22 protein-coding genes are annotated in these 20780 nt (G+C 65.6%); 14 read left to right on the top strand and 8 right to left on the bottom strand.

The window, feature by feature from the left end:
- The first annotated feature begins 209 nt into the window (after nucleotides 1-209).
- The 5 genes from GA615_RS10270 (at nucleotide 210) to GA615_RS10290 (ending at nucleotide 4046) form a co-directional block, all read left to right on the top strand.
- Nucleotides 210-533 carry a hypothetical protein gene (locus tag GA615_RS10270; protein ID WP_152051209.1) on the top strand — a complete coding sequence of 108 codons (324 nt, stop codon included), beginning with the start codon at nucleotides 210-212 and terminating at the stop codon, nucleotides 531-533.
- A complete protein-coding gene (locus tag GA615_RS10275) occupies nucleotides 520-1320 on the top strand; it encodes a CpsD/CapB family tyrosine-protein kinase (protein WP_152051210.1) in 801 nt (266 codons plus the stop codon). Before GA615_RS10270 ends, GA615_RS10275 begins: the two co-directional genes overlap by 14 nt.
- An 81-nt stretch (nucleotides 1321-1401) precedes the next feature.
- A complete protein-coding gene (locus tag GA615_RS10280; protein WP_235905302.1) occupies nucleotides 1402-2217 on the top strand; it encodes an ExeA family protein in 816 nt (271 codons plus the stop codon).
- 124 nt (nucleotides 2218-2341) lie between these two features.
- A complete protein-coding gene (locus GA615_RS10285; protein ID WP_152051211.1) occupies nucleotides 2342-2533 on the top strand; it encodes a hypothetical protein in 192 nt (63 codons plus the stop codon).
- A gap of 106 nt (nucleotides 2534-2639) precedes the next feature.
- Nucleotides 2640-4046 (top strand): carbon-nitrogen hydrolase family protein, encoded by a 1407-nt coding sequence (locus GA615_RS10290; protein ID WP_152051212.1) that lies wholly within the window; start codon nucleotides 2640-2642, stop codon nucleotides 4044-4046.
- 912 nt (nucleotides 4047-4958) lie between these two features.
- Here GA615_RS10290 and GA615_RS27790 read toward each other — a convergent pair.
- The 3 genes from GA615_RS27790 to GA615_RS27795 all read right to left on the bottom strand — a co-directional run bounded on the left by GA615_RS27790 (nucleotide 4959) and on the right by GA615_RS27795 (nucleotide 7270).
- A complete protein-coding gene (locus GA615_RS27790) occupies nucleotides 4959-5270 on the bottom strand; it encodes a hypothetical protein (protein ID WP_201750157.1) in 312 nt (103 codons plus the stop codon).
- Between the two features lie 189 nt (nucleotides 5271-5459).
- On the bottom strand, nucleotides 5460-6320 hold the full coding sequence (locus GA615_RS10300; RefSeq protein ID WP_152051213.1) for a glycosyltransferase family 2 protein: 861 nt from the start codon (nucleotides 6318-6320) through the stop codon (nucleotides 5460-5462).
- A gap of 218 nt (nucleotides 6321-6538) precedes the next feature.
- The gene (locus tag GA615_RS27795) at nucleotides 6539-7270 is read right to left on the bottom strand and encodes a hypothetical protein (protein WP_201750158.1); all 732 of its coding nucleotides are present in this window, start codon (nucleotides 7268-7270) and stop codon (nucleotides 6539-6541) included.
- A gap of 451 nt (nucleotides 7271-7721) precedes the next feature.
- Here GA615_RS27795 and GA615_RS10310 point away from each other — a divergent pair, with 451 nt between their 5' ends.
- The 8 genes from GA615_RS10310 (at nucleotide 7722) to GA615_RS10345 (ending at nucleotide 13971) form a co-directional block, all read left to right on the top strand.
- A complete protein-coding gene (locus tag GA615_RS10310; protein ID WP_152051214.1) occupies nucleotides 7722-8324 on the top strand; it encodes a hypothetical protein in 603 nt (200 codons plus the stop codon).
- On the top strand, nucleotides 8312-9742 hold the full coding sequence (locus GA615_RS10315; protein WP_152051215.1) for a DCC1-like thiol-disulfide oxidoreductase family protein: 1431 nt from the start codon (nucleotides 8312-8314) through the stop codon (nucleotides 9740-9742). The genes GA615_RS10310 and GA615_RS10315 overlap by 13 nt, the downstream gene beginning before the upstream one ends.
- Nucleotides 9739-10107, top strand: a complete 369-nt coding sequence (locus tag GA615_RS10320) for a hypothetical protein (RefSeq protein ID WP_152051216.1) — start codon at nucleotides 9739-9741, stop codon at nucleotides 10105-10107. Before GA615_RS10315 ends, GA615_RS10320 begins: the two co-directional genes overlap by 4 nt.
- 57 nt (nucleotides 10108-10164) lie before the next feature.
- Entirely contained in the window at nucleotides 10165-10959 is a 795-nt protein-coding gene (locus tag GA615_RS10325; RefSeq protein WP_152051217.1) for an inositol monophosphatase family protein, read from the top strand.
- Nucleotides 10960-11131: 172 nt separating this feature from the next.
- Entirely contained in the window at nucleotides 11132-12394 is a 1263-nt protein-coding gene (cbiE, locus tag GA615_RS10330) for a precorrin-6y C5,15-methyltransferase (decarboxylating) subunit CbiE (protein WP_235905303.1), read from the top strand.
- A 47-nt stretch (nucleotides 12395-12441) separates the two neighbouring features.
- Nucleotides 12442-12861, top strand: coding sequence for a hypothetical protein (locus GA615_RS10335; protein WP_152051219.1), 420 nt, complete (start codon nucleotides 12442-12444; stop codon nucleotides 12859-12861).
- Between the two features lie 165 nt (nucleotides 12862-13026).
- Nucleotides 13027-13725 (top strand): heme-binding protein, encoded by a 699-nt coding sequence (locus tag GA615_RS10340; protein ID WP_152051220.1) that lies wholly within the window; start codon nucleotides 13027-13029, stop codon nucleotides 13723-13725.
- A gap of 12 nt (nucleotides 13726-13737) precedes the next feature.
- The gene (locus GA615_RS10345; protein WP_152051221.1) at nucleotides 13738-13971 is read left to right on the top strand and encodes a hypothetical protein; all 234 of its coding nucleotides are present in this window, start codon (nucleotides 13738-13740) and stop codon (nucleotides 13969-13971) included.
- Between the two features lie 176 nt (nucleotides 13972-14147).
- On the opposite strand, the gene GA615_RS10350 is transcribed toward GA615_RS10345, so the two are convergent.
- The 3 genes from GA615_RS10350 to GA615_RS10360 all read right to left on the bottom strand — a co-directional run bounded on the left by GA615_RS10350 (nucleotide 14148) and on the right by GA615_RS10360 (nucleotide 17387).
- Nucleotides 14148-14933 (bottom strand): glutamine amidotransferase, encoded by a 786-nt coding sequence (locus tag GA615_RS10350; RefSeq protein WP_152051222.1) that lies wholly within the window; start codon nucleotides 14931-14933, stop codon nucleotides 14148-14150.
- Nucleotides 14934-14937: 4 nt separating this feature from the next.
- Nucleotides 14938-16782 carry a sodium:solute symporter family protein gene (locus GA615_RS10355; RefSeq protein ID WP_152051223.1) on the bottom strand — a complete coding sequence of 615 codons (1845 nt, stop codon included), beginning with the start codon at nucleotides 16780-16782 and terminating at the stop codon, nucleotides 14938-14940.
- 170 nt (nucleotides 16783-16952) lie between these two features.
- Nucleotides 16953-17387 (bottom strand): hypothetical protein, encoded by a 435-nt coding sequence (locus GA615_RS10360; protein WP_152051224.1) that lies wholly within the window; start codon nucleotides 17385-17387, stop codon nucleotides 16953-16955.
- Nucleotides 17388-17797: 410 nt separating this feature from the next.
- Between GA615_RS10360 and GA615_RS10365 the strand changes: the two genes are divergently transcribed.
- A complete protein-coding gene (locus GA615_RS10365; protein WP_152051225.1) occupies nucleotides 17798-18622 on the top strand; it encodes a hypothetical protein in 825 nt (274 codons plus the stop codon).
- A 52-nt stretch (nucleotides 18623-18674) separates the two neighbouring features.
- On the opposite strand, the gene GA615_RS10370 is transcribed toward GA615_RS10365, so the two are convergent.
- Nucleotides 18675-20252 carry a sugar ABC transporter ATP-binding protein gene (locus tag GA615_RS10370; protein WP_152051226.1) on the bottom strand — a complete coding sequence of 526 codons (1578 nt, stop codon included), beginning with the start codon at nucleotides 20250-20252 and terminating at the stop codon, nucleotides 18675-18677.
- Nucleotides 20249-20773, bottom strand: coding sequence for a GNAT family N-acetyltransferase (locus tag GA615_RS10375; protein ID WP_152051227.1), 525 nt, complete (start codon nucleotides 20771-20773; stop codon nucleotides 20249-20251). The genes GA615_RS10370 and GA615_RS10375 overlap by 4 nt, the downstream gene beginning before the upstream one ends.
- Nucleotides 20774-20780: the final 7 nt, after the last annotated feature.

Raw genomic sequence — 20780 nt, forward strand, 5'->3', positions numbered from 1 at the left:
GCTCCGGCTCGCCTTCGAACCGGATCAGCGACCGACCTCGACGCCCCTCAACCGGAGCCTCGCCGATGATCGGAAGCCCTTCTGTCTGCGAATCGACGGTGAGTCCGCGATCGGCGGCTTCCCGGGCGGTCGCTCCTCCGGTCTTGATCGAGGTCCCCGCGCTGCCCGGCTCGGGTCCACATCGCTCGCGAGCCAACCCGAGGAGGCCGGTGTCCACCGTCAGACCCCGTCGGAGGCTCCGCCGAGAGGTTCGGGTGGTTGGACTGGCGATGCTCATGGGATTGCTGGCCGTCTCGGCCGCGATTGCCGTCTGGTCGAGGGAACCGGCGACGGCCGATGTCGAGCTAGCCGACGAGGTTCCCCCGGTTTCCGAACCGTTCGGGATCGAACTGGATGTTCCGATCCCCGATCCGGTCGATTCGGCCCATCAGGACGATCCGGCCGAAATGCTTCCGGTCGCCTTTCCCGGCTACCTGTTGCCGGGCGAGAGTGATGCTGATGGCGAGGAGGAACACGGCCATGCGAGACCTTGATCAGGCCCTGGCCGACGCTTACGACCGTGACACGTCCGGTCGAGCCCTGAGCCGAGCGCCGAGCGACTCGCGGCTTGGGGAGACCCGAGCGCTCGAACTGCCGAACGAACCGGGGGCGGTCCCTCCCCCTCCTCACTTTCACGTCCCCGGACGACGCACCCAGCCCCTGACCTGGCCAGCCACCGTCCGGGCTCTGGAGCGTCAGCATGGCGCACGGTTCGAACACCTCGCCGATCACCTGATCACGGCCCGCGATCGCGACCAGATCCGCGTCTTGCTCGTCACCAGTTGCCACCGAGCCGAGGGGCGGACAACCCTGGTCCTGACCGTCGCCCGGGCCCTGGCGCGTCGCCCCCATCGCTTGCTCGTGGTCGATGGCGACCTTGGCGGGCCGATGCTCGCGCGACTGCTTGGCCTGAAACCTCGCGTCGGTCTGGAAGATGTGGTCCTCGACAACGTCCCTCTGGAGGAAGCCATTGTCGAGGTTCCCGACGACAACCTCAGCATCCTGCCCCTCCGAGGTCCCGTCGCGCGTCCCCGGGAGTTCCTCCACGAACCGGGATGGTCCTGCATGATGGCCCGATTGCGGCGATCGTACGACCTGATCCTGATCGACGGCAGCCCGCTGTTTACCGGACTCTCGGCGGCGGTCCTCCACCGGCCGGTCGATGCGGCGGTACTCGTCACCCATCGGGCCCTGACCGGCGAACGGGCCTTGCTCCGCGCCCTTGAGGTTCTCGACGCCGGGAACATCCCCCTGCTCGGTCTGGCCGAGACGTTCGTCTGAGCCCCCTGCCGGTTCGATTCCGGCGTGCCCGACCCTGTCTCGCCCGTGTCTGGTGGATCGCGACCGATCCGGGAGTTCCCCGTGTACCTCGACCACTTCGGCCTGACCGCCCTGCCCTTCGCCGAATCGACCGCTCCCGAGGCCCTCGTTCCGCTCTCGACTCGTGACGCGGCCCGGAGGCGGTTGCGCTATGGTCTGGAACAGGGTCAAGGGCCGGTCCTGTTGTTCGGCCCTTCGGGATCGGGTAAGACGGTGGTGGCCGCGAGCCTCGCCCGGGAACTCGGCGGCCGGACGATCCACCTGTCCTACCCCGCCATGCCCGCTCCGCAGTTCCTCGCTTTCCTGGCCGACGAGCTGGATGGGTTGCATCGCGTGTCGAGCGTCGAGGCTCCAGGGCTTCATGCGACCCTTCGCCGCCTGAGAACCCAGCTGGCCGGCCCTGCCTCGCGGGGCAAGCCGGTGCTGCTGATCGTTGATGAGGCCCAGTTGATCGACGATCCGGGCACATTCGAGGCCCTTCGGCTGCTTCAGAACTTCTCCAGCGCCGGGCCTCCGGACCTGCGATTGATGATCGTCGGAGCGCCGGAGGTCTTGCTGACCTTGCCGCCGAGCCTGGCCGATCGGCTGACGGCACGCTACGCGCTTGGCCCGATGACTGAGGAGGAATCGGCGGCCTATGTCCTCGGCCGCTTGAACTGGGCCGGAGCCCGAACTGCTTTGTTCGACGACGAGCAACTTCGAATACTCCACCTCCATGCCGAGGGTCTGCCAAGACGCCTGAACCGCCTGGCAGATCTGGCCTTGCTGATGGCCTTTGCCGATGGCCTGGATCGTCCCGATGCCCATTGCATCGACACGGCTGTTCGAGACGCCTCCCCCGACCCCCTGCTGGCCTGAATCAGCCTGACTCCAGAAATCGGCATGAATTTTGCCCCTTTCCGTGCGTGCATGCGGATCCTAGAATCCCTTAGGCGATTCGGTTCTGGCAATCGCAACGAACACGACGGATCGGAGGTTGACCATGGTTTTCGGATGGCTGGTGGACCCTCGGACCCATTTAGTGGGCCTGGGGTTGATGATTGGAGCCGTGCTGTTCTTCCCGGAGATGGCCGACGTGACCAATGAGGTCGAAGACCGGGCCGTCGAGACGATCGAGCGGGTGAGCGAAGACGCTCGGCTCGCGCTGGGGCTTGAGTACGAATCAATCGACTGACGGTGAACGACCAGCACAGGCTTGCGAGGCCGAGCGTCGGGGCGTTAGCCTCGTGAGGCCGGTTCAGGTCGGCAAGCGGTCGACCCGCCGGCGGGAGGCTCCCGCCATGATTGCCTTGCGGTCGCGTTCGGTGCTGGTCGTCAGTCTTGGTCTGTGGGGAGCCCTGCTCTGCTGCTCGGCGGCAGTTCGGGCCGGAGAGGAAACGGAATCGGCCTCGATTTCGTGGCAGCCTGATGCACCAAGAGACGAAATTCGCCCCGCCTTCCGTCGGGAATCGGGCGGCGGCCCCGGAGACGCTCCGCGCCTGGTGATCGAGGCCGATGCTCGGGAGGGGCTTGATGGTGCCTGGGTGGGCACGATCCCGGTCGAGGGGGGCAAATCGTATCATTTCCGGGCCGTCCGAAGGGTCTCGGGGGTGAAGGTTCCTCGGATCAGCGCCGTGGTGATGATCCGATGGCAGGACGAGGAAGGACGGCGGGTGGTCAACGATCGGGGAACGCTCGTCTCGGGATTCCTCCGAAAATGGAGCCAGCCGCCGGCCGAGGCCGAGCATCCGACCGACGGCCCGACCGACGAGGAGGGCTGGACCGAGGTTTCGGGGACCTATCAGGCTCCTGGCGGCGCGACTCGCGCGGTGGTCGAGCTGCGTCTGCGCTGGCCAGCTCCGGGGGGGAAGGTTGAGTGGAGCGCCGTGTCGATGGAGGAGGTCGAGCCGCTCCCCCCGCGTCGGGTGACGCTGGCGACCGTCCACCACCGGCCGACCGAAGGGTCGACCCCCGAGGCGAAGCGAGAGCAGTTCGAGCCGTTGATCGCCGAGGCGGCCCGCCAAGGAGCCGATCTGGTCGTCTTGCCGGAAACCCTGACCTACTACGGCACGGGGCTGTCCTTCGCCGAGGTGGCCGAGCCGATTCCCGGCCCCTCGACCGAGGCGTTCGGCCGGATGGCCCGGGACCATGACCTGTACATCGTGGCTGGCCTGGTCGAACGCGATGGGCATCTGCTCTACAACGTCGCCGCCTTGATCGGCCCCGATGGGGAGCTGGTGGGAACCTATCGCAAGGTGACGTTGCCTCCCGGAGAGTCGGACGCGGGGATCATGCCGGGCTCGGAGTATCCGGTCTTTGAGACGAGCTTCGGCAAGGTGGGCCTGATGATCTGCTACGACGGCTTCTTCCCCGAGGTCGCCCGGCAACTGACGATCAATGGGGCCGAGGTGATCGCCTGGCCGGTCTGGGGCTGCAACCCCCATCTGGCCGAGGCCCGAGCGGCCGAGAATCACGTTTACGTGGTCAGCAGCACCTACGAGGACGTTTCCTCGAACTGGATGATTTCGGCCATTTACGACCGATCGGGCAGCGTCCTGCAGCAGGCGACGGAATGGGGCACGGTGGCCATCGCCGAGGTGGACCTGAACCAACCGACCGAGTGGCCGAGCCTGGGCGACTTCCGCTCGAAGATCAACCGCCATCGGCCCGCCAGCGACGCCGAACGCCTGCCGGCCGAGACACCTTGATTCGCTCGCGGGTCGGTTTCGCCCCCGGCGCGCCAAGCGTGAACTCCTGAACGCCTGAAATGAACGAGGTTTGCGGCAAAAACTCTCGTTCGTTTCGGGAACCGTGCGCGGAGAGGCACCCGGCCGACGATCCCGGCATCGAGCAACCTGGGACGGCACCTTCGATGCAGCATCCTTGAGGTCGCGGTGCGCGGGCTGCGCCCGTCTCGGTGCGCGGAAGATGTCGAACGGAATCGCAACCGCGCAAACGAGTTGAGGCGAACATCCGAGTTCGTTTCGGGAATTGAACCGGATGTCCTGCCCTGGAGCAATCGGCTGATTCGGGGCGGGTCTGTCGATCGGGGATCGGCTGGTGGGCCGAGAGCGTTCGAGGTTTCGTGAGACGTCGAGGGCGAGGCGTCCGGGGACGGGCACGACGGGGCGGGTGCGCCCTAGGTGCGCGGCACGGTGCGCCGAGTCGAATCGACAGAACCGGTTTTCAGCAAGCGACTTGCGCCTGAAATCCTCGTTCGTTTCGGGAATTGAGGTGTGAGGAACCTGCGAATCGAAGCCCATGACCGGAGTTGCGAAACGGGAGTCGGCTCATCGGGGATCGGATCGCGGCATGGCCTGGCCGTCTGGATTCGGGAAGAACGGCCGCCGAGATCGGGGGAAAGGAGAATCGGGGCTCAATCGGTCGTGTCAGAGGGAGGCAAGAGGCGGGGAGGTGTCGCAGTCTCGGACACTCCTGCCTCATTGAAATGATCGAGGAAATGGGCAGCGGCAGTCACTGAAAATGGCGAGAAGGGAGGGCGCATGGAAAACGGCCCTGGTTGAGGACAACCGGGGCCGTTGGGCAACCGCTCAGGTCAACGGTGCTCGGAGCGAATCCGAGCGGGCGTTGCGAGTGAGTCGATCGACGAGTCCGCAACCTCAGGGGGTCGCGGGCTCTTCGGTCGGGGCCGGCTCTTCGGCCGGGGCGGGTTCCGGAGCCGGGGCCGGCTCTTCGGTCACAGGAGCTTCGGCCTCAGGGGCCGGGGCGGGCTCTTCGGTCGGGGCCGGCTCGACCACGTCGGCCTCGTATTCATCGACAACGACATCGTCGCCTTCGAGGGTCGAGTCGGCGCCGATGGTTTCGTCGGCCGGGGCGACCTCGTCGCCGCCGGTGTCGCATCCGGCCAGCAGGGCAGCGGCCAGAAGCATGGGGGAAAGCTTGAGCCAGTCGATCAGTCGAGAGAGCGTCATCGGTGAGAATCTCGCAAGGGAGAATCGGGGTCAGTCAGATCGTGTCGGACCCCTTTGCCGGAGGAACAGGCAACGGGGCACGATTCCGATCGGCGCCCAGGCGGTTGGAATTCCACCGCCGAGGCCGATACTCCCTAGTACGGCAAACTTCGGGCAGAGTGTTGGAGCGTTCTGCCGAAGAATTTCGGATCAATCGACAAAGGCATAGCGGAGGATGCAGTAAAGCGCCCGGAGGCCGTCGCGAAGGGGGCGGATGTGCTTGCCTTCCTCGAAGCTGCGGCCGTGGTAACTGACCGGGATCTCGTAGATGCGGCACTTGCGGCCGCGGCGTCCCCCTTCGGCGGGGAAGCGGAAGCGGGCGACCTTGGCGGTGACCTCGGGCTCGAAGCCGAAGCGGTCGCTCTTGAGGGTGATCCCCTGGATGATCTCGCGTCGGAAGACCTTGTAGCAGACCTCCATGTCGGTCAGGTTCAGGTTGGTGAACATGTTCGACAGGAAGGTGAGCCCCTGGTTGGCGACGGCGTGCCAGAACAGGTGGACCCGGTGCGTCTCGCCAATGAATCGGGAGCCGAAGACGACATCGGCGCGGCCGTCGACGATCGGCTGGATGAGCCGGGGGTATTCGGCCGGGTCGTATTCGAGGTCAGCGTCCTGCACGATGACCAGGTCGCCGGTGGCGTGGGCGAATCCGGTGCGAAGGGCCGCCCCCTTACCCTGGTTCTGGGAGTGAAAGAGGATCTGCAGGTCGGGCTGGGGGTTGCTCCCCTCGGGGGTCCAGCTCTGGAGCAGCTCGCGGGTGCCGTCGGTCGAGCAGTCGTCGATGAGGATGATCTGCTTGGTGATGGGGGTTTCCCGAACCCGGCGCAGGATCTCGTCGATCGTCCGCTTCTCGTTGTACACGGGCATGACGACCGAGAGGACCAGTTCCTCGGGAATCCGAAACAGACCGAGCCGACGGCTATTGGCGTCTCCGAGCGTCTCCATCAGCCAATCGAGCCGGAGCCTCGGGTTGTCGGGCAGTTGCGGGAGGGAGGGCTGATTCGATTCCATCGTGGGACCAATCCTTACGACTCCGGTGGCAAACACGGGGCCCTGGGCAACCGGTAAGGACGTGACCCCGACACATGGTCTTTATCTATCCCGAAAACTCCGCGCCTCGTAAAGACCAAGCTGCGCAGACGAACGGCCCGCGTCGTCCGGTCAGGGGCGGCGCGGGCCGTTGCGGAAGAATCGTCTGATCGGGTCGAACGGACGAGGCCGAGGGCCGATCAGGTGTTCGGATCTTCGATCGGCAAATCGCCGAAGTCGAGGTCGTTCCCGACGGGCGGGGTCGCCGGCTCGGTCGGAGCCGGAACCGGGGGTTCGTCGGCCGGGGGAGCGGGTTCGTCGGCCGGGGCAGCAGGCTCCTCGGCCGCAGGGGCGGCAGGTTCCTCGGTCGCGGCGGGGGCCGACTCGGCCGGGGCGGCGCTACCATAGGCCTGAGGAGAGGACTTGCCCGGGGTGGTCATGATCACCCCCTGCGGCGAGCCGTAGGCCGCCTGCGGAGACACGGCCGGCGTGTAGGTGCCGAAGACCGGCATGTCGTAGTTGGTCGCGTAGATCGCGCCGGTGTAGCAGGCGTCGTAGTAGGTCGGCCCGTAGCAGGCCGAATAGCAGGCGTCGTAGCACGACGAGTAGCACGAATCGTAACAGGCCGCTCGCTTATGCTTGTGGCCGAACAGCCCCTTGAAGCAGGAGAACAGGCCTCCGTGCTTCTTGTACGAGACGGAGTAGCAGGAGTCGTAGCACGACGAGTAGCAGGCATCGTAGCAGGAGCCATAAGCGGTTTGCGTGAAGCCGCCACCGTAGCAGGCTGAGTAGCAGGAGTCGTAGCAGGCATCGTAGACGACCGCGCCGCCATAGCAGGCTGAGTAGCAGGCGTCATAGACCGGCGTATGGTGGACCGAGTGATGGCAACCCAGCCCACTGAGGGCCAGGAGCATGACCATGGTTCCCTGCATCGCGATGTGTCTCCCTGAAGTTGCGAGACGATGGAGAAGGTCGAGGGGGTCGATTGGGCCAATCGAGTTGAGACGGTCGCGCCCGTGTCAGGTTGCACCGGTGAGCAACACGAGCCCGAACCAATTGAGCAATTTACGTTCCAGGATTGTTGCTAACGAACACTCCAGCTTACGCAAACCACCCAATTCGGAAAGTTTGAGCCTTCCGTTGGCGATTCTAATTTCCCGGATCGCGCGGATCAACTCTTTTCTGGCAAAATAGCGGAAAGAGGCCGTTTCGGGAAAGTGGGCCTGGATTTCGGATTTTCCTGTGATTCCGGGAGTCTGCTCTGCGGTCTGGAATGCGAGACCTTGGCGTCCATCGGGGGGCGTCGGCGGGTCGGGGATCGGGTAAGCTGGAGGGAAACGATTCCCAAAGGGCAACGCAACGGGCCGGGGGAGGACCGAGGCAATGGCGGAGCGAGGCGAGGAATCGGACGAGCCGCAATGGCCCGGTTGGGCGAGGCTGGGGGTGTCGGCCCTGGTGATCTGGCATGGGGTGGCGGTGCTGGCCGCGGTGCTGGCGGCGCCGCCGTCGTCGGAGTTGCAGCGGTCGGTGGCCGAGCTGTTCCGACCGTATTACCGAGTGGCCGATCAGGGGTACTCGTATCGCTTCTACACGGCCGGAGCGCCGCCGACGCCGATCGTGACGGCCCTGCTCGAATTCGAGGATGGCCGGTCGGAGGAAATCCGGATTCCGGATCGGTCGATGTGGCCTCGCTTGCGGTTTCAGCGGCAACTGGCGCTGGCCTACCACCTGTTCGAGGACGTCCGGCGAGCTCCCCGAGACCCGGCGACCGGAGACAGCCGGAGCCGGTGGGCAATTTCGTACGGCAGGCATCTGTGCCGGGAAAATCCGGGGTGTCGGCGGGTGATTCTGTTCCTGCAAGATCATCTGAATCCGAGCCCGGACGAGCTGATGGACGCGGCCCGAGAAGGGCGGACGATCGACGTGGAAGATCGGCGTTATTACGGCGATCGCCAGCGCATTGGAGTCTACCTGTGCGACGATTGATCACCGGGCCGGTGGCCTACTTCTCCTCCCTCGGCCGAGCGACGGCCGACGGCTGGAACGCCTTTCTGTTCCGCCCTGCCGACCCGACGCCGGTGGGCCTGATCCGCCTGGGCCTGGGACTGCTCCTGCTCTGGAATTATGCGATTCTGGGGCTGGATCTGCACGCCTTTCTCGGGTCGGGAGGCTGGGCCGATCCGGAGGTGCTGGGCTTCTTCCGCAACCTGGAGCGGGACCGCTGGTCGTGGTCGCTCTGGTCGATCGTGCCCGATGCGATGCTCGTGCCGGCGTATGTCGGGTGTCTGGTGGTGTTGCTGTTGTTCACGGTCGGCCTGTGGAGTCGGACGACGGCGGTCTTGACGTGGTTGATCGTGGTCTCGACCGTCAGGCGAACGCCGGTGATGGTCTTTGGCTTCGATCAGGCGGCCTCGATGCTGCTCCTTTATCTGGCGGTCACTGGGGCGAGCGGCCGGGCGGTGTCGCTCGATCGGTTCTTCGAGCGATTGAAGGGGACGAGGGAGGCGGTGAACCGGGGGCGATCGGCGACCCCGCTGGAGTGTCCGGTGGGAGATGGCCGGCCAAAGGCATCGATCCCGGCGAATCTCTGCCTGCGCTTGATTCAGGTGCATCTTTGCATCATTTATGGCCTGGCGGGCCTGGCGAAGCTGCAGCACCCGATCTGGTGGGAGGGGTTCGCCTTCATGAGCCTGCTTGGCTATGCCGAGTTCCGGCCAGTTGACCTGACCTGGCTGGCGCGGTGGCCGATGGTTTTGATGCTCTTTTCGCACGGAGCGCTGTGGCTGGAGATTCTCTATCCGGTGCTGGTGTGGGTGAAACGGCTCCGACCGCTGGTGATTAGCCTGACAATCGCCCTGCACCTGGGAATCGCCGTGACGATGGGGCTTTACGAGTTCGCCCTGGCGATGATCGTGGCCAACATGGCGTTTGTCTCCGGGCCGTGGTTGCGAAGCCTGGTGACAGGGACGAACCCGGAACCGTTGCGGGTTCTGTATGATGGAGCGTGCGGCCTGTGCCGGACCTCGGTGGCGATGGGCAGCGCGGCGGATCCGGGGCGGATGATCGATTGGATCGACGTGACCACAATGGAGGTAAAGGCAGTTCATCCGTCACTGGACGATCGGGCGTGCCTGGAATCGGTGCATTGCGTCGGGCCGGGGGATCGGGTGCGTTCGGGATTTCAAGGGGTGGTGGCGGTGGCACGCCGCGTGCCCTTGATCTGGCCTGTGGGACTGCTGGGTGGGTTGCCGGGCGTTTCGGCCGTGGGCCAGGCGCTTTACGACAGGGTGTCGAAGTCTCGGCATCGTGACCCCGCCTGGGAGAAACGGCCGCAGGGAGCCGATCCCCAGAAAGGAACCTCCAGGCCGCCCAATCGACCCGAGAAACCGAGGGCCCGCCGATGATCCGCGATCCGAACCTTCCGAACGCCGAACACGGCCCCGAGGAGCCGATGGTCCCCCGCGTCTTTTTGAGGGAGCCCGGCTGGCGGGTCGGCCTGAAGATCGGCAGCGAGCGGGAATTCTGTCACAGCATGGCCCCGGGGGATGACGCCTATCACCGGCTGGCCGACGGCGAGATGTTCGTCTACTCGCCCGAGGAACGGCTCTGCCTGCCGTGCGCTGATCGTCGAGGCTTGCTGCATTACGAGCCGAAAGGACTCCGCCAGCCGATGCGGACCTTCGAGCTGGAAGGCCCGGCCCTGCCGGGCGAGACGTTCAAGGTGATCGAGCGGAGGACGGAATCGGAGTCCGAATCCGACGAGACCTGATCTGGAATTTGGTATTCTTCGCGTTCTTCCCCCCTTTTTTTCGCTCCCGGAATCCCCATGCCGCCCGCTGATTCGTATGCCGTCGAACTGGACTTTGTGAAGTCGCTCGCGCAGGAAGCGGCCGAGATTGCCCGAAGCCGATGCGCGCGGGTCCGTCCGCAGGAGAAGGAGGCGAACCTCGGCTATGTCACCGATCTCGACCACGACCTGGAACGGTTGGTCCGGAGTCGGCTGGCGGAGCGGTTCCCGGACGACCTGTTGACGGGAGAGGAATACGCCAACGAAGGAGGATCGGGGCCGAGGCGGTGGTCGATCGACCCGATTGACGGCACGGGAAATCTGGTGCACGGCCTGCCGATCTGGGCCGTGAGCATCGGCCTGATCGACCGGGGAGAGCCGGTGCTGGGGGTCATCGCTCTGCCGATTCTCGGGGAACTGTACTGGGCGACCCGAGGGGGAGGCGCCTGGCGCGACGGCGAACCGATCCGCGCGGCCGAGGACCAGGACGGCTTCCACAATCAGGACAACGTGTGCATCGGGACCAATGCGCTGCGGGTGATTGATCCGAGAAGCGTGGTCGGTCGGCTCCGGGATCTGGGGTCGTGCTGCTCGGAGCTGGTCTGGGTGGCCTGCGGTCGGCTGGTCGCGGTCTGCCACCTCGGGGAAAAAGCCCACGACCTGGCCGCCGGGGCGGTGATCGCCCACGAGGCGGGGTGCCGGTTCGGGACGATCGAAGGGCGAACACTGACTCCCGCCGAGCTGATCGCCGAGACGCCGATTACGGTTCCCACGTTTACCGCTCCACCCCGCCGCCTGGCCGCCTTGATGAGCCACACGAAGCGGTTGCCGTGACGCGAGCCGGTTCGGGTGACTTCGATTCCGAAGGGGCGGCTGGTATCCTGGGGCGATCCGGGCGGACACGCGACGCAATGCGATCCGGCCGAGACGGGGCTGTTGAGGCGATCGGTGCGCCTCGGGATCGCATCGGCAAACGAACGGCGGCATGGCAGGAGGACCGACCACGGTGGCCGAATCGACGAACAAGGTCGTGATCGTGGGGGTGGGAGACGACGGCCTGGCGGGCCTGACCGAATCGGCCCGGGGAATCCTTGCCGGGGCCGATCTGATCCTCGGGTCACCATCAGCGCTCAAGACGGTCGAGGACCTGGGGGTGCCGACGCTGCCCTTGTCGAGCGACATGGTCGAGGCAGTCGATCAGGTCCGGCAGGTCATGGCGTCGGACGCCGAGCGTCCCGTGCTGGTCAGCACCGGCGACCCCTTGTTCTACGGGATTGCCCGCTACCTGTGCGAACGGCTGGGCAAGGAGCGGTTCGAGATCGTCCCGCACGTCAGCAGCATGCAACTGGCCTTTGCCCGGGTGAAGGAAAGCTGGGACGACGCCTATCTGGCGAACCTCGGCTCACGGCCGGTCGAGGCGATCGTCTCGCGCATCCGGAACGCCGAAAAGGTGGGGCTGTTCTCCAGCGATCGCTGCCCGCCGTGGAAGCTGGCGCGAGCGATGCTTGATCGCGGGATCGAGGACTACCGGGCGTTCGTTTGCGAGCACCTCGGCTCTCCCGACGAACGGGTGACGCAGGCGAGCCTGTCCGAGCTGGCGGAGATGGAATTCGACCCGCTGCACGTGTTGATTCTGGTGCGGTCGGTCGATCATTCGGCTCGGGCCGATCACCAGGCCGGTCGGCTGCGGTTCGGCAATCCGGACGAGCTGTTCTTCCAGAACCTTCCCCGGCGATCGCTGGTGACGACGGCCGAGGTGCGTTCGATCGCGCTGGCGCAGTTGAACATCCGGGCCGATTCGATCGTCTGGGACGTGGGGGCCGGGACGGGTTCGGTGGCGGTTGAGGCGGCCCAGCTTGCCCCCGAGGGCCAGGTTTTCGCCATTGAGCCGAGGGCCGACGACCTGGCCTTGATACCGGTCAACGCCGAGAAGTTCGGCGTGACGAACGTCAAACCGATCGCGGGCCGGGCTCCCGACGCGCTGGCCGATCTGCCCGACCCGGACGCCGTGTTCATCGGCGGCACGGGGCGGCATGTGGGGTCGATCTTGCGGGCGGCGTTTCAGCGGTTGCGACCCGGAGGCCGGATGGCGGTCAACGTGGCGTCGGTCGAGGCGCTGGTCGAGGCGCATCGCTTGCTCAAGGAGCTGGCACGAGACGTCCAGGTCTGGGACGTGCATATTTCCCGAGGGGTCGAGCAGCTCGACCGCCTGCGATTCCACTCGAACAGCCCGAGCTATTTGCTGGCCGTCGGCAAGATGTTCGACTGAGTCGAGGGGCGAGATCGAGGCCGGATTCTGGAGCAGGAGCGGTTCCGATGGGGCACTGGGGCGTGCGCAGCTACGAGGTGGACGAGGCCAACGACGCGATCGACGCGGCGATGGATCGCGTGCACGGCCGGACCTACGACGACCTGATGAGCGATCGGAACCCATTGCCCGTCGAGCAGATCCACCGTCAGCTTGCCAATGCCGAGACCCTGGCCGCAGCAATCGCGGCGGTCGAGGACGACTTCGGCCACGATCGCGACGCCTGGGACGAAGTCGCCCGGCTGGCGTTCTGCGGGGTCGTGGTGCTTCATGCCGAGCTGGGCGTTCCGGTGGCCGACGAGCTGCGAACTCATGCCGCCGCATGGCTGGAGGCCGAGGAACTCGACTGGGAGCCTCAGCCGAAGCGAGACGCCCGTCGGCGTCGGGAAATCGAGCTGCTGCGGCGATCGCCCGAGGGGAGCGCCTGAGCGAGCACCTGCGGGCATTGGATTTGGTCGGGAATCGCTTTGAGGTGGCGGCAAACTTGACGACCGGGGAGGCGGTGCGTATCCCAAATGAGGGGATGGAATCCGTCAGTTTGACATTTCCCCCTTCATCAGCGACGCGACCCAGGACCCCCGAGGACGACCCACATGAACGCCGCCCCGTTCGTTCGACTGCTGGCCTTTTGTTTGATGGCATCCCCTGCCCTGGCACAACCGGGAGACTTGCCCCCGCCGGATGCTCCGCTGCCCGAGGGATTCCCTGATCCGACCGTGCCGGGAGAAATCGAGATCAAGCAGTATCCGGCCTACCGGAGCGCCTGGACGAAGGGAGACGCCATGAGCATGCGCTCCGGCGACATGCTCTTTTTCTGGCTGTTCCGGCACATCAGCGAGCGCAAGGTGGAGATGACCGCGCCGGTGATCAACACGTATCTCGACCCGGAGATTGCCGTTGATCCCTCGCTCCGTGGCGACCTGTCGATGGAGTTTCTTTACGAACGGCCCGATCAGGGGGAAGCCGGTAAAGGGGTCGGGCCGGTCGAGGTGAAGGACTTCGCGCCGATGACCGTGGTGGCCCTCGGCTTTCAGGGGGTCATGACTCCCGAGGAGATGGCCGACGGCGTCAAGCGTTTGCAAACCTGGATCAAGGAGCACGGCGAGGAGTGGACCGAGGCTGGTCCTCCCCGACGGCTCGGCTATCATGGCCCGATGACCCCGGCCGATCGGCAGCTCTGGGAAGTGCAGATTCCCGTTAAGCCAGTCGGCGAGGCTCCCCAGGCTGAAGACAACGCTGAACCGGGCGATGAGAAGTCGGAAACGCCCGAAAACCCTGAATCTTCCCGCTGAGATATCGGTGTCATGCATCTCGGATTGATGTACGCAGCCCTCGTGGCAACGGGGGCGATCTCCCCCGATGGTCGATCTGTTCCCGCGTCGAATCCCGAAGCCGACGACCGCAATCACAATCGCAACGGTCAGGTGATGCCCGGGGTGGTGGCGGCTCTGGCAGCCGAGGAGACCGGGGTGTCTCCGGAGCTGGAAGAGCCGGCGGGGTGCCCGGCCGAGGCAACGATTCCGGCCATTGCATTCTGATCGCAGAGCAATTCTCGATTGCTCGGATCGCTCCTGCCGGAATTGGGGAGAGGGGTCGCCGGTCAGGATACAACGCTCGTTCGTCGTGCCTCTGGCCCTCTCACCCGGCCTCCGTCCACCCTCTCCCCCGCGTGCGGGAGAGAGGGTTGGGAGGGGTAGATCTTGGAGTTGCGTGGTCAGGAGGCCAGTAACCACCGAACCAGTTGCTGCCAGAGGGCTGGGTACTGGTCCCAGGACACGAGGTTGCATCCCCAGTGCGGGGCGGGGTCGGAGGTGTAGGCCGCGACCCGGCCGGAGCCGAACTGGCCAACGGCAATCGCTGGATCGGGGGAATCTCCCCAGGTGGCTAAAACCTCGCAGCCGGGGCGAGGCCGGGTGATGTTGTAGCCGAGGATCGGTGGAGAGGCGTGCAGGTCGATTCCGCGCAGGGCGGGATGATCGCCGGTGGTCGGGACCATGCGGTAACCCTCGGTGCTTTCGCGCAGGTCCTCGAAATCGAGGCAGGTGACGGGAAGGACCTCGGCCAATCGGGTGCGTCCCCAGCCTCCTTTGCCGCACTCGCCATTGAAGCTGAGCCAGCCGCCGAGGAACAGGGCATGCGTGCCGCGATGAATCGCCTCGACCGTCAGACGAACGCGGTCGGGGAAGGTCAGCGGCTTGCTGCCGAACTTCGAGCGGTCGAAAAACGAGGGGTGGAGCTGGAAGTTCCGGGCCTCGACATCGGAGAAGATCAAGAGGTCATACTCGTCGAGAATCCGATCGAATTCTCCCGGAGCGAGGCGGTAGAAGTCCCAGGCAGGAACACTGGTTACGGTATGCTCGCCGGAGGATTCGAGCGCCTCGACCAGCCAGGTGCCGTAATTGAAAATCTCGGTCCCTTTGTATTCGTAGTTGAAGGGACTCTCGGCGAAGATCGGGCCCATCATGATGGCCCAGTCGCCGACATAGTAGATGTTCGCCATGCGATCAGTGATCCTCCCCAATCGGCCCCGGCGCGGTTGGTTCGGCAGTTCCCGAGGCCACGGTTCGCCAGGTGACGGCCATCGCCGCCCCCCCTGCCAGGGCGATCAGGATCGCAAGGGTTGCAGGCATCGTTCGGCCGTAAAGAAACAGGCCGGTGGCGAACAGGGCGCCATAGATCGAGGCACAGCCGCCGATCAGGAAGATCAGCTCGCTCCGCAGGTTCCAGGAGCCGTTGCAGTCGAGCAACTCTCCCTCGGCATGGGCGCGGCGGATCACCGCCTTCCAGCCCGGCCCGCCGGGGCGAATGTGGTTGTAGAAGTTGCGGAGGGTTTCCTCACGCTCCGGAGGCGTGACCAGCGAAACCACGATCCAGCACGCCGTCGTCCCGCCGACAATGATCAGGAACTGGAGCCAGTCGGCCGGGGTTTGCTCGGGAGCGATCCGGCTCAGGACCACAAAGCCGGCGGCCATCAGAAACGAGACGGCCATCGCCACGATCTCGGCCAGGGCGTTCAGCCGCCACCAGAACCAGCGGAGGATGTAGATCAGGCCCGTCCCCGCGCCGACCTTCAGCAAAATCTGGAACCCTTCGTAGACGCTCTGAAGCTGCAAGGCGATCACGCAGGCCAGGACCATCAGGGCCACGGTGAGGAACCGGCCAAGCCGGACCAGCTCGCGCTCCGAGGCCTTCGGCCGAAAGAACCGGAGCCAGAAGTCGTGGACGAGGTACGAGGAGCCCCAGTTGAGCATCGTCGAAATGGTGGACATGTACGAGGCGATCAACGACGTGGCGATCAGGCCGAGCAGGCCTGGAGGCATCCGGTTCATCATGGCTGGATAGGCCAGGTCGTCGCGGACCATCGTATCGCCGACCTTTGGGAAGGCGGAGCGAAGAGAGTCGAGGTCGGGGTAAATCGCCAGCGAGGCCAGCGCGACGAGAATCCAGGGCCAGGGACGCAGGGCGTAGTGGGCGAAGTTGAACAGCAAGGTCGCGCCGGTGGCGTGCGACTCGCTGCGGGCGGCGAGCATCCGCTGGGCCACGTAGCCGCCGCCGCCGGGCTCGGCTCCGGGATACCAGGCGGCCCACCACTGCACGGCCAGCGGGATGATCAAAATGGTCATCGCCGCGTTCAGGGAGGCGGTCGAGCTGAAATCGAGGCTCGGCCAGAGGGCCAGGCGTGCTTGCACCTGCTCGTGGGCGAACAGGCCGGTCAGGCCGCCGACCTCCGGTTGCCGAAGGGCCACGATCGCCGCGCCGATCGACCCGGTCATGGCGATCAGAAACAGGACGAAGTCGGTCAGCAAGACGCTTCGCAAGCCTCCCGCCGCGCTGAAGATCACGGTGACGGTGGCCGCCACGAGGATCGCCTGGATCGGGCTGAAGTCGAACATCACCTGGGCGATTTTCACGGCCGCGAGCGTGACATTGGCCATGACCAGGACGTTGAAGATCAGGCCGAGGTAGACGGCGCGGAAGCCTCGGAGGAACGCCGCGGGAGCTCCCCCATAGCGGCGTTCATAAAATTCAACATCGGTCAGAATCCCTGACCGCCGCCAGAGTTTGGCGAAGACGGCGACCGTGAGCATGCCGGTGAGCAGGAAGGCCCACCAGACCCAGTTGCCGGCCACCCCCTGCTCTCGGACGATGCTTGTCACGAGCAACGGCGTATCGGCCGCAAAGGTGGTGGCGACCATCGAGGTGCCCAGCAACCACCAGGGCATCCCGCGACCGGACAGGAAGAAATCGGACTGGGTCCGCCCTGCCCTTCGGGAGACGACGAGCCCGACAATCAAGGTGAATGCGAAGAAGGTGCCGATGATGGCCCAGTCGATCGTTCGAAGCAGCACGCGCAAGGCCCTCGGGTTTGCTCGGGCGTTGTCTCCCTGGTGAGGAAAGGACGCATTCTCATGAGGCCGATCGGGCGGGTCAAGCAAGCACCCGCCGCGCATGCAGAAACGGCCCGGATCGCCGAAGCCATCCGGGCCGTTCGATTGGAGCGATGTATCACGTCCCGAGCTTAGAAGTTGCCGGGAGGGGGAACCATGCCCGGAAGCTGTTCGCCCGGAGGCGGAGCCTGGATCGGCGGGCGGGCCTGCTCGATTTCCATATCGGAGCCGCCGCCGGGGATCGGCTGGACCATGCTGGCACCGCCCGGAGCGGTCAGCACACCGCCCGGTGCGACCATGCCGGCCGCCGGAGGAGCGCCATAAGGCTCGATCCCCTGAGCCTGCATCTGGGCTCGCTGGGTGGCGGCCTGCGTGTTCGCCAAGGGGAAATCAGGTCCCTTGGGGAAATACTGAACGTCGTCAAAGAGATACTTGCCCGTCGGCAAGGTCATGCCGGCATACTCGACCTGGCAGCCGACGGCCCCGAACAGGCCGAAGGCGGCGATCCCGGCCCAGATCGCTCGCCGACCGGCGTGGATGGGGCCTCCCATGCGGGACGTCGACATCGGTTCGACCCTCCTTGGTCTTGTGGCGGTCAACTCCGGACCGCCCGCGAGGCGTTCATTCTGCTTCCCTGATCCCAAGCCGGCCCTCGAAACGGGGGGCCGATCCGCGTCTGGGGCCGAGCAAAACGGCTCGGCCGGACGTTTGGGATCAATCACAATAAGGTGATCGGCCATTCGGGCATCAGATCCGCAACGAAAAGAGACCGGGAGGTTTCGACCGGCTGCTCGGATCGTCCGCGGTTCGGCACGCCGACCTCGGCAAAACTCCCTAAGCGTTTCTATCGACCGGGAATGCCCGTTGCTTGACTTCCCTGGGGCTTTTCCCGCGATGTTCGTAGTCATCGAACTCGGAACGACTTAAACTAATGGATGGGATCGGTAACAGATCGGAACCTCTGGGGACCGCGATCATGACAACCGGCACTTTGCCCCGATCGGCGTCGGTGGCGCTCCTGGCCGCGGCCCTGCTGGGCCTGAGCTGGCCCGCCCCAGCCTCGGCTCAGCCGCAGGCCGGGCCGTTCGGGCCGTTTCAAAACTACGTTTACATTGGTGGCTCCGGCCCGTACGGCTGGGGGCCTTATGCCTTCGGCTGGAGCGGCCTCTCGACGACCGGCTACATGCCGCCGGTGCCGCCGATTTACATCGCCCCTTACGTCCAGGCCAACACCCAATCCCTTCAGACGGCCCGGCCCACAACCGCCGCCGATGCCATGAAGCAGCAGGCCGCCGCAGCGGCCTGGCGCAACCAGCGCCGCGAAGCCCTGCGAATGCAAACCAAGGTGGATGTCGAAACCGGCCTCCCCCGCACCATCCCGACCCGAGTGACCCCTCCCCTGTCGCTCGAACGCCGGATCGAGATGCTCTTTACCCCGGAAGGCACAATCCGCTGGCCTGCCGGGCTGACCTCGACCCCCGCCGCGGCCCGTCGAAGTGTCGAACAGGCCGCCCTGGCTGCGCTGGAGGAGTACCGCCTGCAAGGGCGGGCGAACGTCACTGATGTCGCCTTCGCTCGTGACCAGGTGGCGAGCTTCGCCGCGCCGATCTTCTCGCAACTGGCCGCGATTGACGACCCGCTGGCCTCGCAGACCACGCTCGACTTCTTCCGACGCCTCGATGCCACCCTGATCGACCTGGCCGATCCTCCGGCTGAGGCCCCCGAGCCGGCCGAGTCGGACGCTCCCGCCGAGACGGACGCTCCCGCCGAGTCGCCGGAGCCAGCAGTCGAGGCTCCTTGATCGATCGAGCAGGACACCTGGCGATCTCGTCCAAACCGCGAAAAGGGAACTGTCAGGATGCCGCCACCCGGTCGAGAAATCGGGTGGCGGCATCCATGATGGCTTCCTCGGTCGCCTCGGCTCGCGAGAGTTCGGCGGTGAGCCTCCCCTCGCAGAGGACAAGAATCCGGGTGCTGACGGCGAGCAATTCGGGAAGCTCGCTGGAGGTCATCACGATGGCCATGCCTCGCTCGGCCAGGCGGTGGATGAGGGCGTAGATCTCGGCCTTCGCGCCGACGTCGATTCCGCGCGTCGGCTCATCCAGGAGCAAGAGCTTCGGTTCGGTCAGGAGCCATCGGGCGATGATGCACTTCTGCTGGTTGCCTCCGGAGAGGCTCATCACCGGCACATCGCCGGACGGGGTCTTGATCCGAAGCCGATCGATGGAATGATCCACCGCCTCGCGCTCCGCGGCGGGACGAACGACCCCGAGGGTGGCGAGCCGTTGCAACTGGGCGAGCGTGATATTTTCGGCCACGGTCATCTGATCGAACAGGCCGAGGGTTTTGCGGTCCTCGGTCACCAGGGCGACCCCGGCGGCGATGGCGTCGGCCGGTGCGTCGAAGTGGACCTCCCGACCGTCGAGCCGGATCGTGCCCGAGGGCCGATCGGCCGAGGCTCCGAACAGCGATTCCAGGAGCTCGGTTCGCCCGGCGCCGAGCAACCCGGCGATGCCGACCACCTCTCCCGGTCGGACCTCGAAGTTCAGGTCACGGAGCGCCGGCCGACCGCTGCCGTGCGGGCTCGGCAAGGAAAGCCGTTCGACCTGAAGCACCGGAGGCCCCTGGGGCACGTTCACCTCGAACTCGAAGTCATTGATCTCTCGACCGACCATCCAGCGCACGACCTGCGCCGGCTGGATCTCCTTGCGCGGTGCGGAGGCGACAAACACTCCGTCGCGCAGGACGGTCACCCAGTCAGCAAGGGTGAAGACCTCGTTCATCTTGTGCGAGATATAAAGAACCGTGGTCCCGGATTTCCTCAGGTCGCCGATGACCCGGTAGAGCCGTGCGACCTCGGCATCGGAGAGGGCCGAGGTCGGCTCGTCCATGATGAGGACGAGGGCATCGAAGGCCAGGGCCTTGGCGATCTCGACCATCTGCTGATCGCCGATGCGAAGGTCGCCGACCCTTGCCCGTACCGAGATGGGCGTGCCGAGCCGCTCGAACAGGGCCGAGGCGGCCCGTTCCATCGCCCAGTTGTCGATCAGGCCGAGCGCCGTGCGACGCTCGCGGCCGAGAAAGATGTTGGCCGCGACGCTCAGGTCGGGAACGAGGTTCAGTTCTTGATGGATGATCCGGATGCCGGCGTCCTCGGCGTCTCTCGGCCCTGCGAAGCGGCGCTCTCGACCGTCGAGGATGATGCGGCCGTCGTACTCGGGAATCACCCCGGCGAGGATTTTCATCAAGGTACTCTTGCCCGCGCCGTTCTCTCCGCAAAGGGCGTGGACTTCCCCTGCCCTGGCGTTGAAGCTGACCGATTCGAGGGCATGAACGCCGCCGAAGCGCTTGGTGATTCCTTCCATGATGAGGCGAGGGGGCACCTCGTCGGGATCGACCTTGATCCAGGTCAGTTCGGTGTCGGTCGTCATTGTGGGCCGGTCCCCTTGGCCTGGGCATCGTCGGAGTCGGTCAGGGGCATGGCGAAATGGATCTGCCGGGCGACTTCCCGGAAACCGACCGACGGGTAGAGATGCTGGCCGATCGGGTTCTGGTCGAGCGTCTCGATCCGGGCGACGGTCATCCCTTCCTCGCGGAATCGCCTGATCGCATGTTCGAGCAAGGTGCGGCCAATCCCCTGTCCTCGCACCTCGCTTGAGACGGCGAGATTCGGAATCTGCCCGACCTTCGCTCCGCGATCGCAGCGCATCGAGACGTAGCCGACGACCGTTCCACCAGCATCCTCGGCCACGGCGATCTCGCCACCGGGGGCGTTGAGGTCGTCATCGACGTGCCTTCCCTTGCGGGTCCGCCAGTCCTCGGCCGCGATCGGGCCGAGCAGGCGGTCGATGTTGTGGTCGATCGATACGCCTTCGAAGGCCTCGATGGTCATGGCCCGGAGGATCGGGCGGTCGGATTCACGGAAAGGGCGGATGGTCATGGTACGGGTCATGGAATGT

Origin of the sequence: Tautonia marina, from assembly GCF_009177065.1 — a bacterium.
GTDB classification, from domain to species: domain Bacteria; phylum Planctomycetota; class Planctomycetia; order Isosphaerales; family Isosphaeraceae; genus Tautonia; species Tautonia marina.

What these genes read in the sequence shown, in the direction of transcription:
- GA615_RS10340 (WP_152051220.1), top strand. Translation starts at nt 13,027, where the DNA reads ATGAACGCCGCCCCGTTCGTTCGACTGCTGGCCTTTTGTTTGATGGCA.
- GA615_RS10320 (WP_152051216.1), top strand. Translation starts at nt 9,739, where the DNA reads ATGATCCGCGATCCGAACCTTCCGAACGCCGAACACGGCCCCGAGGAG.
- GA615_RS10375 (WP_152051227.1), bottom strand. Translation starts at nt 20,773, where the DNA reads ATGACCCGTACCATGACCATCCGCCCTTTCCGTGAATCCGACCGCCCG.
- GA615_RS10290 (WP_152051212.1), top strand. Translation starts at nt 2,640, where the DNA reads ATGATTGCCTTGCGGTCGCGTTCGGTGCTGGTCGTCAGTCTTGGTCTG.
- GA615_RS10350 (WP_152051222.1), bottom strand. Translation starts at nt 14,933, where the DNA reads ATGGCGAACATCTACTATGTCGGCGACTGGGCCATCATGATGGGCCCG.
- GA615_RS10335 (WP_152051219.1), top strand. Translation starts at nt 12,442, where the DNA reads ATGGGGCACTGGGGCGTGCGCAGCTACGAGGTGGACGAGGCCAACGAC.
- GA615_RS10300 (WP_152051213.1), bottom strand. Translation starts at nt 6,320, where the DNA reads ATGGAATCGAATCAGCCCTCCCTCCCGCAACTGCCCGACAACCCGAGG.
- GA615_RS10345 (WP_152051221.1), top strand. Translation starts at nt 13,738, where the DNA reads ATGCATCTCGGATTGATGTACGCAGCCCTCGTGGCAACGGGGGCGATC.
- GA615_RS10365 (WP_152051225.1), top strand. Translation starts at nt 17,798, where the DNA reads ATGACAACCGGCACTTTGCCCCGATCGGCGTCGGTGGCGCTCCTGGCC.
- GA615_RS10310 (WP_152051214.1), top strand. Translation starts at nt 7,722, where the DNA reads ATGGCGGAGCGAGGCGAGGAATCGGACGAGCCGCAATGGCCCGGTTGG.
- GA615_RS10285 (WP_152051211.1), top strand. Translation starts at nt 2,342, where the DNA reads ATGGTTTTCGGATGGCTGGTGGACCCTCGGACCCATTTAGTGGGCCTG.
- GA615_RS27790 (WP_201750157.1), bottom strand. Translation starts at nt 5,270, where the DNA reads ATGACGCTCTCTCGACTGATCGACTGGCTCAAGCTTTCCCCCATGCTT.
- GA615_RS27795 (WP_201750158.1), bottom strand. Translation starts at nt 7,270, where the DNA reads ATGCAGGGAACCATGGTCATGCTCCTGGCCCTCAGTGGGCTGGGTTGC.
- GA615_RS10325 (WP_152051217.1), top strand. Translation starts at nt 10,165, where the DNA reads ATGCCGCCCGCTGATTCGTATGCCGTCGAACTGGACTTTGTGAAGTCG.
- GA615_RS10360 (WP_152051224.1), bottom strand. Translation starts at nt 17,387, where the DNA reads ATGTCGACGTCCCGCATGGGAGGCCCCATCCACGCCGGTCGGCGAGCG.
- GA615_RS10370 (WP_152051226.1), bottom strand. Translation starts at nt 20,252, where the DNA reads ATGACGACCGACACCGAACTGACCTGGATCAAGGTCGATCCCGACGAG.
- GA615_RS10275 (WP_152051210.1), top strand. Translation starts at nt 520, where the DNA reads ATGCGAGACCTTGATCAGGCCCTGGCCGACGCTTACGACCGTGACACG.